Raw genomic sequence first — 15796 nt, 5'->3', positions numbered from 1 at the left:
CGGCCCAAGGGCCGCTCCGGTCGGACGTGGTGCCGGGCCGCATGGCCCGGACCTAGACTGGCACCCCTACGACGTGCCGGTTGACCTGCTGGAACAGGGCGGACGAGGGTCCGCCAGAGTCGAGGAGCGTGCCCTTGTTCTACTACCTGCTCAAATATGTGCTGCTGGGCCCGCTGCTGAGACTGGTGTTCCGGCCGCGAATAGAGGGCCTGGAGCATGTGCCGTCGACCGGGGCGGCCATCATCGCGGGCAACCATCTGTCGTTCTCCGACCACTTCCTGATGCCCGCGGTGCTCAAACGGCGCATCACCTTTCTCGCCAAGGCCGAGTACTTCACCGGCCCCGGCCTCAAGGGGAAGCTGACCGCGTTCTTCTTCCACAGCGCGGGCCAGATCCCGGTGGACCGCTCCGGCAAGGAGGCCGGGCAGGCGGCGATCCGCGAGGGCCTCGGCGTCCTGTCCAAGGGCGAGCTGCTGGGCATCTACCCGGAGGGCACCCGGTCGCACGACGGCCGTCTCTACAAGGGCAAGGTCGGCGTCGCGGTGATGGCGCTCAAGGCCGGTGTCCCGGTGATCCCGTGCGCGATGATCGGCACCTTCGAGGCGCAGCCGCCCGGGAAGGTCGTCCCGCGCATCCACCCGGTGCGGATCCGTTTCGGCGAGCCTCTCGACTTCTCCCGCTACGCCGGGATGGAGAACGAGAAGGCGGTGCTGCGCGCCGTCACCGACGAGATCATGTACGCGATCCTGGCCCTGTCCGGGCAGGAGTACGTCGACAAGTACGCCGCCGTGGTCAAGGCCGAGGAGGCGGAGCGCAAGAGCGCGGGCGGGGAGAAGCGGCGGCTGCGCCGGGCCTCGTAGCGCTCGCGCGGCGGACACGACGAAGGGGCGGCCGGGTGTGTCCCGGCCGCCCCTCGTCATGCCGGCTGCGGACCGGCGGGACCCGGCTACGGCTTGGGCGTGGCGTGCGGTGCGCAGGTCACGTCGGAGCGGTCCAGCTCTCCGCGGAGCAGATAGGCGTCCACCCGCTCGTTGACGCAGGCGTTGACGAGCCCGGTGACGCCGTGCGAGCCGGCGTCCTTCTCGGTGATGAGCCGGGAGCCCTTGAGCCGCTTGTGCAGCTCGACGGCGCCCCCGTACGGGGTGGCCGCGTCCCGCTCGGCCTGGATGATCAGCACCGGCGGCAGGCCCTTGCCGGTCCTCACGTCCACCGGGGTCTGCTGCTTGACCGGCCAGGTGGCGCACGGGAGGTTCATCCAGGTGTTGGCCCAGGTCATGAACGGGTGGTCGCGGTGCAGCCGGGTGCTGTCGCGGTCCCACTTCTTCCAGTTGGCGGGCCACTTGGCGTCGGTGCACTCCACGGCCGTGTAGACGGCGTTGCCGTTCTCCGCGGCGGCGTTGCCCGCGGTGTCGGACATGTCGGGGGCGGCGGCGTCGACGAGCGCCTGGGTGTCGCCGGCGACGTACTCGCTGAACACCTTCGCCACCGGCGCCCACGCGGAGTCGTAGTAGGGGGCGCTGGAGAAGTAGGAGATGAGCTCGGCCGGGCCGACGACACCGCCGAGCGGCTTCTTCGCGGCGGTGGCGCGCAGCTTCAGCCACTGGGCCTGGACGGCCTCGCGGGTGGTGCCGAGGTGGAAGGTGGCGTCGTTCTTGGCCACCCAGTCCTGCCAGTCCTTCCAGCGGCCCTCGAAGGCGACGTTCTGGTCGAGGTTGGCCTGGTACCAGATCTTCTCGCGGGAGGGGTTGACCACGCTGTCGACGACCATGCGGCGGACGTGGCCCGGGAAGAGCGTGGCGTAGACGGCGCCGAGGTAGGTGCCGTAGGAGACGCCGAGGAAGTTGAGCTTCTTCTCGCCCAGGGCGGCGCGGATGACGTCGAGGTCGCGCGCGGTGTTCGGGGTGGTCATGTGGGGCAGCATGGCGCCGCTGCGCTCGTAGCAGCCCTCGGCGTATGCGCGGGCGAGCCGGCGCTGCTGACGCTTGTCGGCCTCGGAGCGCGGCACCGGGTCGGGCTTGGGCGCCTTGACGAACTCCTGCGGGTCGGCGCAGGAGATGGGCGCGGACCTGCCGACGCCGCGCGGGTCGAAGCCGACGAAGTCGTAGGCCGTGGCGGCGTTCGCCCAGACCGGGTTCTTGCTCGTCACGCGGGCCGGGAAGCGCAGTCCGGAGCCGCCGGGGCCGCCCGGGTTGTACAGCAGCGCGCCCTGACGCTCGCTCTTGGGGCCGGTGTTGGCGATGCGGTCGACGGCCAGCTTGATCTGCTTGCCGTGGGGCTTGGCGTAGTCGAGCGGCACCGTGACCCAGCCGCACTGGACGGGCTTGGGCAGGTTCCAGTCGGCGGGGCAGTCCTGCCAGTCGATGCCGGTCCTGGCGGCCTTGGCGGCGGCGATGGCGACGCCCCTGGCCTCACGGTCCTTGCCACGGTGGCTGGTCGGGTCCGCCGTGGCGCCGGCGGTGGGCGCCGTGACGGCGCCGGCTATGAGCGTCGCGGTGACGAGCACTCCGGCCGAGCCGAGCGCCCTCGCCCGCCGCTTCGGTCTGGTGTCCCTCAAGTGGGGCCTCCCCGTTTCATCCTCGCGATGGGTACGGGGGATCCTCGCCGCTGCGAGGTGTCCGGCGACAGGGGCGGCCGCGCTTCTTTGCCAATCCGATAACCGGATAAGGGAGTTCGGTCAGCCGGACACCGTGGTGAGCAGGTCCAGTGCCGCGTCCAGCTCGCGCCGCAGCAGCAGGGCGTCCGGGGCGAGGGCGGTGACGAGGACGGCCGGTCCGGCCAGCGGCAGCACGACGGTGGTCTGGCTCAGCGCCCGCGCGGGTACCGGACGCTCTGCGAACTCCGGTCGCACGACGAGGAGTTGTCCGGCGGCCCGGTGGCCGGCGAGCACGGCGGGCCCGTCCCAGCCGCCGGGTGCCCCGGCACCGCAGGCCAGCTCCTGGTCGAGGACGGTGCGTCCCGCGATCCGCAGGGTCAGCCGTCCGGCCAGCCCTCCCGGCCTGCTGGAGCAGGAACTCGGCGTCCTCGCGGGTGTAGATGTCGTTGGTGACGACGGCCAGCGACAGCTCCGTCCGCAGGGCCCGGCAGAGGGCGGCGACGGTGGCGGGACTCGCGGATGACCTTGCCGCCGCCGAAGACGGCCTCGTCCCCGGCGCGTCCGGGCCCGCCGGAGCGGTCCTCCTCGATCTCCACGAGCAGGTCGGTGTCGGCGAGCCGGATGCGGTCGCCGGTGGTGGGGCCGGACCGGTCGGCGTAGGCGGCGCGGGAGATCTCAGGCATCGAGGGCACCTCCGGTCTCCCCGCGCAGTCCGGGCACCACCCGGGCTCCGGCGAGCGGGACGAGCGGTTCGGGCGCGTTAACCGTGCCGCGGTGCCCGGCGGGAACTGGGTACGGGTGCCGGGCGGGGAGCAGGCCCGGGTGCCCGGCAGGGATCGGGCGCGGTGCCCGTCCGGGGTCAGGAGGGGGCCGGCCCCTGGTGCTCGGCGGCGATGCCGAACCGGCGGCGTTCGCCCGCAGCGGACGCCGGGGAGATCTCCCGGACGGTCGACACGGCACTGATCACCGGCTCCCCGGCGGCGGCCGCCGGCTCCTGGAGCTGCTCGAGCTCCTCGAGTCGTCGCAGGTCATCGGCGGAGACGAGGGCGACGAGGGGCTTTCCGTGCCGGGTGACGACGACCCGCTCCCCGCCGTAGACCACGCGGTTGATCAGGTCGGCGAGCTCGGCCCTGGCCTGAGTCACCGGAATCTCGTAAGCCATGACCCCATCATAACGTCACGTACATCCTGTACATTTTTTACAGACCGCAGCGACGCGTTCCGACCCGAGGAGGGGTACCCATGGACCGGCCGTACGCCCGTCACGTCCTGCCCGAGTTCACCGAACGCACGGCGACCGGGCAGCGGACGAGTGATCCCTACTCGAAGCTCATGGAGGAGCGGATCGTCTTCCTGGGGACCCCCGTCGACGAGACCTCCGCCAACGATGTGATGGCCCAGTTCATGTACCTGGAGCACCAGGCACCGGAACGGGACATCTCGCTGTACATCAACTCCCCGGGCGGCTCGTTCCACGCCATGTCGGCGATCTACGACACGCTGCAGTACGTGAACTGCGACGTGGAGACGATCTGCCTCGGGCAGGCGGAGGGTGCCGCGGCGCTGCTGCTGGCCGCCGGGACACCGGGCAAGCGGTACGTGCTCCCCGGGGCGCGCATGGTGCTGCGGCAGCCGGCGCTCACGGAACCGGTGGAGGGGCAGGCCAGCGATCTGGCCATCCAGGCCGAGGAACTGAACCGCATCCGGGCCCGCATGGAGGAGATCCTGGTCCGGCACACGGGACGCAGCGCGGAGCAGGTCCGCTCCGACACGGAGCGGGACACCGTGCTCGACGCGCCGGCGGCGGTGGACTACGGCCTCGCGGACCGCATCGTGGCCAGCCGCAAGGGCACGCGTCCCGGCACGAGGTGAACCGCCGATGCTGCCACCCGAACTTCCCCCGCTGCCCGCACTGACCCGCGCCGAGGCGGAGTTGATCGACCGTTATCTCGAAGTCGTCGATCTGCTCGGCCGGATCAACCCGGCGCACGCGGGCGAGACCTACCGCGGACTGCGCGCCGCCCAGGCCCTGGTGGGCAAGGCGGCCGCGCTGCGCGACGCCCTGGCGCTGATGCACCGGCGCGGCGAGACCGAGCTGCACTCCGCCACGCTGGCCCGCGCGCTGCGGGTGCTGGACGGCGAACGCCGCACCGCCCGCGTGACCTTGCCGCCGGTCTCCACGCGCTGACACCGGCTGACCGACCGCCGGAGACCCCGGCACCGGCGGAGCCGATGTCCGCGGCGCCGACACCGACACGTTCAACCGGAGTTGAAACGGACCAAACGGCGTACCCCCATCCGGCGTAGCGAAACCATGAGTTTGCGGGGTGCCGAAGTTGCGTCCGGGGGTGCGGGCGGAGGGCGGAACGGAATATTCCGCCCCTGGTCCGGGGCGCGTTGGCGCCCCGGACCGGACTCTGTCCGCACACGTGTCCACCCGAACGGGTGAGTGGTGAGTAACAACACAAATCCCCGGTTCCGTTGGGAAATAGGGCGGGCCATGGGTCAAGATCCGTAACTGACGACAAGACCCCGCCGCAGCGGCGGGGCGATCCGGGCGGACGCCGAGTCCTGCCGCCGCCCGGATGCCCGGTCGACAGGAAGTGGATCGGCAGGAGTGGAGGACCCAAGCACGACGGGTTGCCGGAACCGCGAGGTTCCGAGCAGCCCTTGGGGTGAAGCCGCACATGTGCGGCCGGGCCACTTCGCCAGCCCGAATCCGACAGGTCATCCTTCACAGGCGGCTGACGAAGGGTTGCGCATGACTGCGCTCAATCGTGTCCCGTCTCTGATGGCCCGGGCCGGTACGGCCTCGGCCCTCACTCTCGCCGCCGTGGGCGGCACCATCGTGATCCCCGGCGCCGCCTCGGAGGCGGCCGCCGCAAGCCTGGGCACCAAGGCCCTGAAGGTCGCGGCCTCCAAGAAGGGCTCGCCCTACCAGTGGGGAGCCGCCGGGCCTTACCGATTCGACTGCTCCGGGCTCACCCTGTACTCGTTCAAGAAGGCCGGCAAGAAGCTGCCGCGCACCGCGGCCCAGCAGTACAACAACACGCGCCACATCTCCGCCTCCAAGCGCAGGGCGGGAGACCTGGTGTTCTTCCACTCGGGCCGCAGCATTTACCACGTCGGCATCTACGCGGGCAAGGGCAAGATCTGGCACGCCCCCAAGACCGGGGACGTCGTGCGACTGCAGAAGATCTGGACCAGCAGCGTCTATTACGGCCGGGTCAAGTAATCACGAGGGCGGCGGCGCGGGAACGCGTCGCCGCCCTGCCATTCCCTCCTCCGCCCTGCCTTTTCCCTCCTCCCGCCCTGCCTTTCCCTCCTCCGCGGTCTCCGGCTCCATGCTCTCCGCGGAGTTCTCCCCACGATCCGCGTGGCCGCGGGCTTCACCGGCTCCGGATGCCCCCTTCAGGGCTCGGGCTGACCGGTCGTGGCGACCGGCTCGGCGGGGGCGGCGGTCCACGGCAGTTCCACCAGGACGGTCTTGCCGCCCTCCCTGGTGCGGCGGACGCGCAGCCGGCCGCCGCACTCCGCGGTCAGCCAGCGGATGATGACCAGGCCGCGGCCGTTGTCCTGCTGGACCGCCGCCGGCAGCCGCTTGGGCAGCCGGGGATGACTGTCGGTCACCCCGATGCACAGCCGCTCGTCCCGGTCGAGGACCAGTCGCACCGTGAACGTGGGCGACTGCCCGAACGTGTGCTGCACGGCGTTGGTGGCCAGTTCGGAGACGATCAGCCGTACCGTGTCCGACACTTCCGTGTCCTCGGGCATGCCCCATTCCGCCAGCGTGCCCACCACATGGGTGCGGGCCGCGGCGACCGAGGCCGGATCGCTCGGCAGAGTGACGGATGCTTCCAGATGGTCTGCCATGGCGACGTCGTCCCTTTCCACGGGACCGCAGTCCGACACGGAGCGGATGGTTCGAGTACGGTCCCGCACTGGTGCTTCGTCGCCAGAGTGCCATCACCGCACGGCGCACGGCAGCGATCCACCGGGATATGCATATATCTGTCGCTCAAAGCGGTGAACTCTACGACGGGAGACCGTATTTGGGCGGCCCCGAGGGAGTAAGGGGAGGCCCATGCAGCACGGTCCCGCGGTGCGCCGCCGCAAGCTGGGCGCCGAACTGCGCGCGCTGCGTACCTCGGCGGGGCTCACCAGCGGCGAGGCGGCCCGGCTGGTGGGCTGGCACCAGTCGAAGGTGAGCCGGATCGAGACCGGAACGAGCGGGGTGAAACCGGCCGACGTCCGGTTACTGCTCGACACCTACGGTGTGTCCGATCCGCAGCTGCGCCAGCTGCTGCTGGTGCTGGCCGGCTCCGGCGACGGCGGGGGCCGGCATCACTGGTGGCAGGCGTACCGGGGCGTACTGCCGCCGACCTACCGGGACTTCATCAGCCTGGAGTCACAGGCGAGCGCCATGCGCACCCTGGAGACCACCGTGGTCCCCGGTCTGCTGCAGACGCCCGAGTACGCGCGGGCGGTCACCGCAGCCGCCCTGGAAGGGACCTCGGAGGAACGGCTGGACGCGCTGGTGGAGGTGCGGCTGGCGCGGCAGGACGTGCTGCGGGCCGTTCCCCCGCTGGAGCTGAGCGCGGTGCTGGACGAGGCGGTGCTGCGCCGGGAGGTGGGCGGCCCCGGTGTGATGGCCCGTCAGCGCCAACGGCTGATCGAGGCGGCCCGGTTGCCCCATGTCAGGCTGCAGGTGCTGCCGTTCTCGGCCGGGGCGCACATCGGCGTCACGGGCCCTTTCGTCATCTTTTCGTTTTCGCGCACTTCCGATCTGGACGTGGTTGTTCTCGACCACTTGACGAGTAGCCTCTATCTGGAGCGGAAAGAAGACCTCAGGGCGTACACGGAGGCCTTCAACGCCCTTTCCATCCACGCCCTTTCGCCCGAGGACTCGTTGGATTTCATCGCCGGGACAGCCGCCGGCGTGTAAGGAGGCATGATGCCTGCACCGCCTCGGACCATTTCCTCCCTCTCCTCCAGCACCGAACTGCACGGCGTGCGGTGGCTGCGCAGCAGCTACAGCACGGGCGCGAACAACTGCGTCGAGACGGCCGCACCGGCCACCGGCCGCGCGGCCGGACTGCTCGCCGTGCGCGACTCCAAGGATCCGGCCGGACCCGCACTGCTCTTCTCCCGCGGGAGCTGGGCGCGGTTCCTGACCACGATCAGCTGATCCGCCGATCCTCTGGGACCAGCTGATCCGCTGAACTCCGCGACCTGGTGGCCGACGCCACCGGTCCCCCGCATCGGACGACGCACGGCCGTGCCACGCCGACTCACGGTCGCGTCTCGCCGATCACCTGTACAGCGCGATCGATCTCCGCCCCGGAGAGGTCGGCGCGGGCGGTCAGTCTGAGCCGTGAGATGCCGTCGGGCACGGAAGGAGGACGGAAACAGCCCACGGACAGACCGGCCGCCCGGCAGTCGGCCGCCCACCGTACGGCCTGCTCCGGGGACGGGGCGCGCACCGAGACCACCGCGGCGTCCGGGCGCACCCCCTCGAGCCCCAGCGCCGTCAGCCGGGTGTGCAGCTCCCGCGCCACGGCGCCCGCCCGCGCCGCCCGTTCCGGCTCACGGCGCAGCAGCCGCAGGGCCGCCAGGGCCGCGCCCGCGGCCGCGGGGGCGAGCCCCGTGTCGAAGATGAACGTCCGGGCCGCGTTGACCAGATGCTCCACCACCCGGGCCGGGCCCAGCACGGCTCCGCCCTGGCTGCCCAGCGACTTGGACAGCGTCACGGTCACCACCACGTCGTCCGCGCCGGCCAGGCCCGCCGCGTGCGGGGCGCCGCGCCCGCCCTCGCCCAGTACACCCAGACCGTGCGCGTCGTCGGCCACCAGGCCCGCGCCGTACTCCCGGCAGGCGGCGACGAGGCCGGCGAGCGGTGCCGCGTCGCCGTCCACCGAGAAGACCGTGTCCGACACCGCGATGGCCGGCCCGTCGTGCCCGGACAGGGCCTTGCCCACCGCGTCGGGGTCGGCGTGCGCCGCGATCCGGGTGGTGCCCCGGGCCAGCCGGCAGCCGTCGATCAGGGAGGCGTGGTTGCCCGCGTCCGAGACGATCAGCGAACCGTGCGGGGCCAGCGCGGTGACGGCGGCCAGGTTGGCCGCGTACCCGGAGGAGAAGACCAGGGCCGCCTCGAAGCCGCAGAAGTCCGCCAGCTCGCGCTCCAGCTCGGCGTGCAGCTCGGTGCTGCCGGTGACCAGCCGGGACCCCGTGGCGCCCCCTCCCCAGGTCCGTGCGGCCCGCGCGGCACCCTCGACGACCTCCGGGTGACGGGCCAGACCCAGGTAGTCGTTGCTCGCCAGGTCGAGCAGCGGCGTATCGGCGGCGCGCGGACGCAGCGTCCGTACGAGTCCGGCGCGGCGGCGCAGCCGCGCCTGCTCGTCGATCCAGCCGAACGCCATGGGTCCTCCGGGCTTTTGTAGGCAGTGCACAGACATTAGCGGCACGCCGGGCGGGGCACGGTGTGGCAATACCCACACCGCCATCCGGCTCTGTTGTACGAACTCTCCTTGGCCTCGGACCGTCCGGTAGGACAGGATCGGCTCTCATGGACCTGCTGAACACGCTGGTGGACAAGGGGCTTCGGCGCGAGACGCCGACCCGCGAGGAAGCGCTGGCCGTCCTGAGGACGACCGACGACGAGCTGCTCGACGTGGTGGCCGCGGCCGGAAAGGTGCGCCGGCACTGGTTCGGGCGACGGGTGAAGCTCAACTATCTCGTCAACCTCAAGTCCGGCCTGTGCCCCGAGGACTGCTCCTACTGCTCCCAGCGGCTCGGCTCGGAGGCTGGCATCCTGAAGTACACCTGGCTCAAGCCGGACGAGGCGTCGAAGGTGGCCGCCGCGGGCCTCGCGGGCGGGGCCAAGCGGGTGTGCCTGGTGGCCTCCGGGCGCGGCCCCACTGACCGGGACGTCGAGCGGGTGTCCGACACCATCAAGGCGATCAAGGAGCAGAACGAGGGCGTCGAGGTGTGCGCCTGCCTCGGTCTGCTCTCCGACGGCCAGGCGGAGCGGCTGCGCGAGGCGGGGGCGGACGCGTACAACCACAACCTCAACACGTCGGAGGCGACGTACGGGGACATCACGACCACGCACACGTACGCGGACCGGGTGGACACCGTGCAGAAGGCGCATGCGGCGGGGCTCTCGGCCTGCTCCGGGCTGATCGCCGGCATGGGTGAGAGCGACGAGGACCTGGTGGACGTGGTCTTCTCGCTGCGGGAGCTCGACCCCGACTCGGTGCCGGTGAACTTCCTCATCCCGTTCGAGGGGACGCCGCTGGCCAAGGAGTGGAACCTGACGCCGCAGCGGTGCCTGCGGATCCTGGCGATGGTGCGGTTCGTGTGCCCCGATGTGGAGGTGCGGATCGCGGGCGGGCGTGAGGTGCATCTGCGGACGATGCAGCCGCTGGCGCTGCACCTGGCCAACTCGATCTTCCTCGGGGACTACCTGACCAGTGAGGGGCAGGCGGGGAAGGCGGACCTGGAGATGATCGCGGATGCCGGGTTCGAGGTGGAGGGTGCGGATGAGGTGACGTTGCCTGAGCATCGGGCCCAGCGCTCCGGGGGAGCGTGCGGGGCGCGTGCGGGTGGTGATGTGTGCGGGTCGCATGCGGGGGGTGGTGATGCCTGCGGGTCGCATGCGACGGACGGTGGCGTGTGCGGCGTGGATTCGGGTGACGGTGACGTGTGCGGGTCGCATGCGGGTGGCGGTGACGTGTGCGGGTCGCATGCGGGGGGTGCGTGCGGGGCGCACGAGGAAGGTGCGGCGGCGCCGGTCTCCGGGCCGCGGCCCGATCTGGTCGCGGTGCGGCGCCGGGGTGCCGGGACGGATCTCGCGCCCAATGCCTGAGCTGTCCCTCTCCGAGATTCTGGAACTCGACCGGCGGCATGTGTGGCATCCGTACGGGCCGATGCCGGGTCAGCGGGAGCCGCTGGTCGTGGAGTCGGCCAGCGGGGTGCGGCTGAAGCTCGCCGACGGCTCGGGCGAGCTGGTGGACGGGATGTCGTCCTGGTGGTCGGCGATCCACGGCTACAACCACCCCGTGCTGAACGAGGCGGCCCGTGAGCAGCTGGCGCGGATGAGCCATGTGATGTTCGGCGGGCTCACGCACGAGCCCGCCGTGCGGCTGGCGAAGCTCCTTGTCGACATGTCGCCGGAGGGGCTGGAGCATGTGTTCCTGGCCGACTCCGGGTCGGTGTCGGTCGAGGTCGCGATCAAGATGTGCCTGCAGTACTGGCGTTCGCTCGGCCGGCCCGAGAAGCGGCGGCTGCTGACCTGGCGGGGCGGCTATCACGGGGACACCTGGCACCCGATGTCGGTCTGCGACCCCGAGGGCGGGATGCACGACCTGTGGGCCGGTGCCCTGCCCCGGCAGGTGTTCGCGGACGCGCCGCCCGCCGGGTACGAGGAGGCGTACGCCGGGCATCTGCGGGAGATGGTCGAGCGGCACGCCGGGGAGCTGGCCGCGGTGATCGTGGAGCCGGTGGTGCAGGGTGCGGGGGGCATGCGGTTCCACTCCCCCGCGTATCTGCGGGTGCTGCGCGAGGTGTGCGACGCGCACGACGTGCTGCTGGTGTTCGACGAGATCGCCACCGGGTTCGGGCGCACGGGTGCGCTGTTCGCTGCCGAGCATGCGGCCGTGGCGCCGGATGTGATGTGCGTGGGCAAGGCGCTGACCGGTGGTTACATGACCATGGCGGCGACGCTGTGCACGGAGCGGGTGGCCGAGGGGATCTCGCGCGGCGAGGTGCCGGTGCTGGCGCACGGGCCGACGTTCATGGGCAATCCGCTGGCGGCGGCGGTGGCGTGTGCGTCGATCGAGCTGCTGCTGGGGCAGGACTGGGCCGCGGAGGTCAAGCGGATCGAGGCGGGGCTGCGGGACGGGCTCGCCGAGGCGGCGGGGCTGCCGGGCGTGCGGGACGTGCGGGTGCTCGGGGCGATCGGGGTCGTGCAGCTCGATCACGAGGTGGACATGGCGGCGGCGACGCGGGCCGCGGTGGCCGAGGGGGTGTGGCTGCGGCCGTTCCGGGATCTGATCTACACGATGCCGCCGTATGTCACGGCTGACGATGATGTCGCCCGGATCGCACGTGCGGTGTGCGCCGCGGCGAGGGTGGGGTGACGTGACGTGCCGGTACTGGTGATCACGGGGACCGGGACCGAGGTCGGCAAGACGGTCGTCACGGCGGCGGTCGCTGCGACGGCCGTGGCTGCCGCCGGGCGGTCGGTGGCGGTGCTGAAGGCGGCGCAGACGGGGGTGGGGCCGGGCGAGGCCGGGGACGCGGAGGAGATCGCGCGGCTGGCGGGGGGCGGTGTCTGGGCCGGGGAACTGGCGCGGTACCCGGAGCCGCTGGCGCCGGCGACGGCGGCGCGGCGGGCCGGGCGGGCGCCGGTGCATCCGGAGGATGTGGCGGAGCGGGCGGCGAAGCTGGCGGCGGAGTTCGATCTGGTGCTGGTGGAGGGTGCGGGTGGGCTGCTGGTGCGGTTCGATGCGGCGGGGGGCACGCTTGCGGATGCGGCGGAGTTGCTCGGGGCGCCGGTGCTGGTGGTGACGTCGGCGGGGCTGGGGACGCTCAATGTGAGCGAGCTGACGGTACATGAGCTGCAGCGGCGCGGGCTGGAGGTCGCGGGGTTGGTGGTCGGCAGCTGGCCGGCGGATCCTGACCTCGCCGCCCGCTGCAACCTCCTGGACCTCCCCGACGTGACCGGCGTCCCCCTGCTGGGCGCGGTGCCCGAGGCCGCGGCATCCCTCCCCCCGGAGACGTTCCGGACCCGGTCCCCGGAGTGGCTGGCCCCCCAGCTCGACGGCACCTGGGACGCGGAGGCATTCCGTACGCGTGCGGCTGCGGGCTAGGTGGGGGTTCGCGTGGCCATGCCTGCGGCGCAACTGTCCCTCCGGTGGGGGTGCGCGTAGCGCCCACGCTGGGTGGGTGAGTCGGGGCCGGGGTGGTGGTATCCGTCCTCGGTCTGGCGCGAAATCGGCTTCTCACCGGAGTACGGGCGCGGACGCGCCAGCCGCTGCGGGCGCACACCACCACCCCGGCCCCTCCCCGCCGCGCGCGAGTGCGGCCCGCCTGCGCCCCGCTTCGGCTGGGCGCCGCGCGCGGCTACCGCTACGTAGCTGCGGGCAGCGCAGCCGCGCAACTGCGGGCATTCGTGCCGCCCAGGGCGATGGGGGTCCCCCCGCTCGAGCGAAGTCGAGAGTGGGGGAGGGTGGGCGATGGGGGTCCCCCCGCTCGAGCGAAGTCGAGAGTGGGGGAGGGTGGGCGATGGGGGTGCCCCCGCTCGAGCGCAGCCGAGAGTGGGGGAGGCACCCCCTCCAGCGGGGCCAGCGCAACCCACCCCCGGCCGGCACCCACGCCGGCGTGCCCTACCAGCAAGGGGAGCCGTCGGCGTAGCACCCCAAACCGAACGACACGCAACTGGATACGCACGGGGCACGCATCTCGCGCCCCCCGCGGGGGAGAATCGCGGTAGGGCCCGTTCCCGGGGAGGTACCGATGCCGTTGCGGTCAGCTGGATCCACCAAGGCACCGCGGGATGCCGTGCACCATCCCCTGTTCGCCCGCTACTACGCCCGCGCCAGCGTCGCCGCCGAGACCCGCATGCACATGGCCGACGTCCGCCGGCGCCTCCTGACCGGCCTCTCCGGCAGAGTCATCGAGATCGGCGCCGGCAACGGCCTGAACTTCGCCCACTACCCCGGCACCGTCTCCGAGGTCGTCGCCATCGAACCGGAGCGCCACCTGCGCAAGCTGGCCGTCGACGCCGCCCTGCGCGCCCAGATGCCCGTGGACGTCGCCCCCGGCGCCGCCGAGGCGCTGCCGGTCAAGAGCGAGGCGTTCGACGCGGCCGTGGTGTCCCTGGTGCTGTGCAGCGTGCGGGACGTTCCGCGGGCGCTGTCGGAGATCCGGCGCGTGCTGCGGCCGGGCGGCGAGCTGCGCTTCTTCGAGCACGGCGCCGGCGGCGGCAAGGTCATGCGGTTCACCCAGCGCGCGATGGACGCGACGGTCTGGCCGCCCCTGGCCGGTGGCTGCCACCTGGCCAGGGACCCGGTGGGCTCGCTGCGGGCGGCCGGGTTCGAACTGGGGCCGTACCGGCGGATGATGATGCCCGAGAACGGGCCGGCGTTGCCTCAGTCGTTCTGTGTGCTCGGCACTGCGTGGCGGCCGGTGTCGGACTGAGGGTACGTGGCCCTTACACCGGGTGTCCGGGCCCCTTCCTGGGGTGGAGGCGGTGCTGCACTCACGGGGGATATCGGCTGCGGGACGGGGCACTTACCCTCGGGCGCGACAGCTGACGTCCTCTCCTCAAGGAGGCGGCCTTGTCCACACCTGCTGCGGAGCACGAGCCCTCGGCCGACGGGATCGCGGCCCGGGCCCGCGGTCTGACCAAGGCGTACGGCTCGGGCGAGACGACCGTGCTGGCCCTGGATTCGGTGGACGTGGACATCGCGCGCGGGCGGTTCACCGCGGTGATGGGTCCCTCGGGGTCGGGGAAGTCGACGCTGATGCACTGTCTGGCGGGGCTCGACACCGTCTCGGCCGGTCAGGTGTGGCTCGGGGACACCGAGATCACCGCGCTGAAGGACCGTGAGCTGACCCGGCCGCCGGGACCGGGTCGGGTTCATGTTCCAGTCGTTCAATCTCATTCCGACGCTGAACGCGCTGGAGAACATCACGCTGCCCATGGACATCGCGGGCAAGAAGCCGGATCAGGAGTGGCTGGACCGGGTGATCGACACGCTGGGGCTGCGGGACCGGTTGAAGCACCGGCCGGCGCAGCTGTCCGGCGGGCAGCAGCAGCGGGTGGCCTGTGCGCGGGCGCTGGCCTCGCGGCCGGAGCTGATCTTCGCGGACGAACCGACCGGGAATCTGGACTCGCGGGCCGGTCTGGAGGTGCTCGGCTTTCTGCGGGAGGCGGTGGACGGGCTGGGTCAGACCGTGGTGATGGTCACGCATGATCCGGGGGCCGCCGTGCACAGCGATCTGGTGCTGTTCCTGGCGGACGGGCGGATCATCGATGAGATGCAGCGGCCCACCGCGGAGGCCGTGCTGGAGCGGATGAAGCGCTTCGATGTGATCCGGGCCCAGTCGGACGCCGAGAGGGACTGACGCGGTGCTGAAGGCGACGCTCAGGAGCTTCCTCGCCCACAAGGGGCGGCTGGTGCTGTCCGCGCTGGCCGTGCTGCTGTCGGTGGCGTTCGTCGCGGGCAGCCTGATCTTCTCGGACACGGTCTCGCGTACCTTCGACCGGCTGTTCGCCTCCACCTCCGCCGATGTGACGGTCCTGCCGAAGGAGGGTCTGGAGTCGTCGGTGCCCACGGGGGCGGTGCAGACCCTGCCGGCCTCGGTCGCGGAGCGGCTGACGGGGCTCGAGGGGGTGCAGGCGGCTCATCCGGATGTCGAGGCGGGGAACATCACGGTCACCGACAAGGACAACGAGCCGGTGAAGCCGATAGGGGGTGCGCCGGCCCTCGCCGTCGACTGGTACGCCGACGAGCGCAGCGTCGTGAAGCTGACCTCGGGCATCGCGGCGGCGCTGCTGCCGGCGCTGCGGGCGTCCCGGATGAACGTGCTGGCGGCGATCGCCCACGAGTGAGCCGGGTGTCCGGATGGTGGAAATGGGCGGGTGGCCCTGGGCCGCGGTGCTGTGATCACTTCATGAGTGAGCTGCGGACACGGGCCGCGACGGCCGAGGATCTGGACGAGGTGCTGGCCTTCTGGAAGACGGCCGCCGAGGGCACCAGCATCAGTGACGACCGGGAGGGTGCCGAGCGGCTGGTCGCGCGGGATCCTCAGGCGCTGCTGCTGGCCGAGCGGGGCGGGGAGCTGGTCGGCACGGTCATCGCGGGGTTCGACGGCTGGCGCTGTCATCTCTACCGGCTGGCGGTGCATCCGGACCGCCGCCGTCAGGGCATCGCCTCCGCGCTGCTGGCGGCGGCCGAGGAGCGGTTCGTACGGCTCGGGGGCCGCCGGGCGGACGCGATGGTGCTGCAGCGCAACGAGACGGCGCATCATGCGTGGGCCGCTGCGGGGTACCAGCCGGAGGAGCAGTGGCGTCGCTGGGTGAAGCCGCTCAGCGGTGATCCACGGCACGACCAGGATCCTTTGCTGATCCTTTACCCTTGAGGGGTCACTCGGTTCATCGGTCGCCTGCAAGCGCCGGTCACTTCGGAAAGGTTG

The 15796-nt window shown here is 71.9% G+C and carries 15 protein-coding genes, 6 pseudogenes and 1 riboswitch; of the genes and pseudogenes, 13 read left to right on the top strand and 8 right to left on the bottom strand.

Annotation, left to right across the window (positions count from 1 at the left end; all coding sequences use genetic code 11):
* Positions 1–134 precede the first annotated feature (134 nt).
* A complete protein-coding gene (locus ABD198_RS22835) occupies positions 135–860 on the top strand; it encodes a lysophospholipid acyltransferase family protein (protein WP_344005122.1) in 726 nt (241 codons plus the stop codon).
* Positions 861–946: 86 nt separating this feature from the next.
* On the opposite strand, the gene ABD198_RS22830 is transcribed toward ABD198_RS22835, so the two are convergent.
* From ABD198_RS22830 to ABD198_RS22805, 6 genes and pseudogenes are all read right to left on the bottom strand, one after another.
* Complete coding sequence (locus tag ABD198_RS22830; RefSeq protein ID WP_344005119.1) at positions 947–2554, bottom strand: alpha/beta hydrolase; 1608 nt, start codon at positions 2552–2554, stop codon at positions 947–949.
* A 120-nt stretch (positions 2555–2674) separates the two neighbouring features.
* Positions 2675–2995: pseudogene (locus tag ABD198_RS22825) on the bottom strand (urease accessory protein UreD); the annotation flags it as partial.
* Positions 2994–3104, bottom strand: a pseudogene (locus tag ABD198_RS22820) (urease accessory protein UreG); the annotation flags it as partial. The pseudogenes ABD198_RS22820 and ABD198_RS22825, both read right to left, overlap by 2 nt.
* Positions 3103–3276, bottom strand: a pseudogene (gene ureC / locus ABD198_RS22815) (urease subunit alpha); the annotation flags it as partial. The pseudogenes ureC and ABD198_RS22820, both read right to left, overlap by 2 nt.
* A pseudogene (locus ABD198_RS22810) lies at positions 3269–3340 on the bottom strand (urease subunit beta); the annotation flags it as partial. The pseudogenes ABD198_RS22810 and ureC, both read right to left, overlap by 8 nt.
* A 112-nt stretch (positions 3341–3452) precedes the next feature.
* Positions 3453–3755 (bottom strand): type II toxin-antitoxin system Phd/YefM family antitoxin, encoded by a 303-nt coding sequence (locus ABD198_RS22805; protein WP_344005116.1) that lies wholly within the window; start codon positions 3753–3755, stop codon positions 3453–3455.
* A gap of 80 nt (positions 3756–3835) precedes the next feature.
* Between ABD198_RS22805 and ABD198_RS22800 the strand changes: the two genes are divergently transcribed.
* The 3 genes from ABD198_RS22800 to ABD198_RS22790 all read left to right on the top strand — a co-directional run bounded on the left by ABD198_RS22800 (position 3836) and on the right by ABD198_RS22790 (position 5828).
* On the top strand, positions 3836–4465 hold the full coding sequence (locus tag ABD198_RS22800) for an ATP-dependent Clp protease proteolytic subunit (RefSeq protein ID WP_344005113.1): 630 nt from the start codon (positions 3836–3838) through the stop codon (positions 4463–4465).
* 7 nt (positions 4466–4472) lie between these two features.
* Positions 4473–4781, top strand: coding sequence for a hypothetical protein (locus ABD198_RS22795; RefSeq protein ID WP_344005110.1), 309 nt, complete (start codon positions 4473–4475; stop codon positions 4779–4781).
* A gap of 388 nt (positions 4782–5169) precedes the next feature.
* A riboswitch (cyclic di-AMP (ydaO/yuaA leader) is annotated at positions 5170–5351 on the top strand.
* Between the two features lie 3 nt (positions 5352–5354).
* Positions 5355–5828 carry a C40 family peptidase gene (locus ABD198_RS22790; protein ID WP_344005107.1) on the top strand — a complete coding sequence of 158 codons (474 nt, stop codon included), beginning with the start codon at positions 5355–5357 and terminating at the stop codon, positions 5826–5828.
* Between the two features lie 176 nt (positions 5829–6004).
* On the opposite strand, the gene ABD198_RS22785 is transcribed toward ABD198_RS22790, so the two are convergent.
* A complete protein-coding gene (locus tag ABD198_RS22785; protein ID WP_344005104.1) occupies positions 6005–6466 on the bottom strand; it encodes an ATP-binding protein in 462 nt (153 codons plus the stop codon).
* 211 nt (positions 6467–6677) lie between these two features.
* On the opposite strand from ABD198_RS22785, the gene ABD198_RS22780 reads away from it, so the two are divergent.
* The gene (locus ABD198_RS22780) at positions 6678–7538 is read left to right on the top strand and encodes a helix-turn-helix domain-containing protein (protein ID WP_344005101.1); all 861 of its coding nucleotides are present in this window, start codon (positions 6678–6680) and stop codon (positions 7536–7538) included.
* Positions 7539–7547: 9 nt separating this feature from the next.
* Positions 7548–7781, top strand: a complete 234-nt coding sequence (locus tag ABD198_RS22775) for a DUF397 domain-containing protein (RefSeq protein WP_344005098.1) — start codon at positions 7548–7550, stop codon at positions 7779–7781.
* Between the two features lie 103 nt (positions 7782–7884).
* Here the strand turns inward: ABD198_RS22775 and ABD198_RS22770 are convergent, their stop codons facing one another.
* The gene (locus ABD198_RS22770; protein ID WP_344005095.1) at positions 7885–9012 is read right to left on the bottom strand and encodes an 8-amino-7-oxononanoate synthase; all 1128 of its coding nucleotides are present in this window, start codon (positions 9010–9012) and stop codon (positions 7885–7887) included.
* 146 nt (positions 9013–9158) lie between these two features.
* On the opposite strand from ABD198_RS22770, the gene bioB reads away from it, so the two are divergent.
* The 7 genes and pseudogenes from bioB to ABD198_RS22735 all read left to right on the top strand — a co-directional run bounded on the left by bioB (position 9159) and on the right by ABD198_RS22735 (position 15742).
* Complete coding sequence (gene bioB, locus ABD198_RS22765) at positions 9159–10460, top strand: biotin synthase BioB (RefSeq protein ID WP_344005092.1); 1302 nt, start codon at positions 9159–9161, stop codon at positions 10458–10460.
* Complete coding sequence (locus tag ABD198_RS22760) at positions 10453–11733, top strand: adenosylmethionine--8-amino-7-oxononanoate transaminase (protein ID WP_344005089.1); 1281 nt, start codon at positions 10453–10455, stop codon at positions 11731–11733. The genes bioB and ABD198_RS22760 overlap by 8 nt, the downstream gene beginning before the upstream one ends.
* A 6-nt stretch (positions 11734–11739) precedes the next feature.
* Positions 11740–12465 carry a dethiobiotin synthase gene (bioD, locus tag ABD198_RS22755; RefSeq protein WP_344005086.1) on the top strand — a complete coding sequence of 242 codons (726 nt, stop codon included), beginning with the start codon at positions 11740–11742 and terminating at the stop codon, positions 12463–12465.
* 646 nt (positions 12466–13111) lie between these two features.
* Positions 13112–13795 (top strand): class I SAM-dependent methyltransferase, encoded by a 684-nt coding sequence (locus ABD198_RS22750; RefSeq protein ID WP_344005083.1) that lies wholly within the window; start codon positions 13112–13114, stop codon positions 13793–13795.
* A gap of 140 nt (positions 13796–13935) precedes the next feature.
* Positions 13936–14725: pseudogene (locus ABD198_RS22745) on the top strand (ABC transporter ATP-binding protein).
* Between the two features lie 4 nt (positions 14726–14729).
* Positions 14730–15188, top strand: a pseudogene (locus ABD198_RS22740) (ABC transporter permease); the annotation flags it as partial.
* Positions 15189–15274: 86 nt separating this feature from the next.
* Positions 15275–15742, top strand: coding sequence for a GNAT family N-acetyltransferase (locus ABD198_RS22735; protein ID WP_344005080.1), 468 nt, complete (start codon positions 15275–15277; stop codon positions 15740–15742).
* Positions 15743–15796: the final 54 nt, after the last annotated feature.

This window comes from Streptomyces thermocarboxydovorans (assembly GCF_039524635.1).
GTDB lineage: Bacteria > Actinomycetota > Actinomycetes > Streptomycetales > Streptomycetaceae > Streptomyces > Streptomyces thermocarboxydovorans.
This window is presented reverse-complemented; position numbering and strand designations above follow the sequence as displayed.

Excerpts from the sequence above, each read along its gene's own strand:
- ABD198_RS22805 (WP_344005116.1), bottom strand. The coding sequence starts at position 3,755 with ATGGCTTACGAGATTCCGGTGACTCAGGCCAGGGCCGAGCTCGCCGAC.
- ABD198_RS22800 (WP_344005113.1), top strand. The coding sequence starts at position 3,836 with ATGGACCGGCCGTACGCCCGTCACGTCCTGCCCGAGTTCACCGAACGC.
- ABD198_RS22795 (WP_344005110.1), top strand. The coding sequence starts at position 4,473 with ATGCTGCCACCCGAACTTCCCCCGCTGCCCGCACTGACCCGCGCCGAG.
- ABD198_RS22790 (WP_344005107.1), top strand. The coding sequence starts at position 5,355 with ATGACTGCGCTCAATCGTGTCCCGTCTCTGATGGCCCGGGCCGGTACG.
- ABD198_RS22785 (WP_344005104.1), bottom strand. The coding sequence starts at position 6,466 with ATGGCAGACCATCTGGAAGCATCCGTCACTCTGCCGAGCGATCCGGCC.
- ABD198_RS22780 (WP_344005101.1), top strand. The coding sequence starts at position 6,678 with ATGCAGCACGGTCCCGCGGTGCGCCGCCGCAAGCTGGGCGCCGAACTG.
- ABD198_RS22775 (WP_344005098.1), top strand. The coding sequence starts at position 7,548 with ATGCCTGCACCGCCTCGGACCATTTCCTCCCTCTCCTCCAGCACCGAA.
- ABD198_RS22770 (WP_344005095.1), bottom strand. The coding sequence starts at position 9,012 with ATGGCGTTCGGCTGGATCGACGAGCAGGCGCGGCTGCGCCGCCGCGCC.
- bioB (WP_344005092.1), top strand. The coding sequence starts at position 9,159 with ATGGACCTGCTGAACACGCTGGTGGACAAGGGGCTTCGGCGCGAGACG.
- ABD198_RS22760 (WP_344005089.1), top strand. The coding sequence starts at position 10,453 with ATGCCTGAGCTGTCCCTCTCCGAGATTCTGGAACTCGACCGGCGGCAT.
- ABD198_RS22750 (WP_344005083.1), top strand. The coding sequence starts at position 13,112 with ATGCCGTTGCGGTCAGCTGGATCCACCAAGGCACCGCGGGATGCCGTG.
- ABD198_RS22735 (WP_344005080.1), top strand. The coding sequence starts at position 15,275 with ATGAGTGAGCTGCGGACACGGGCCGCGACGGCCGAGGATCTGGACGAG.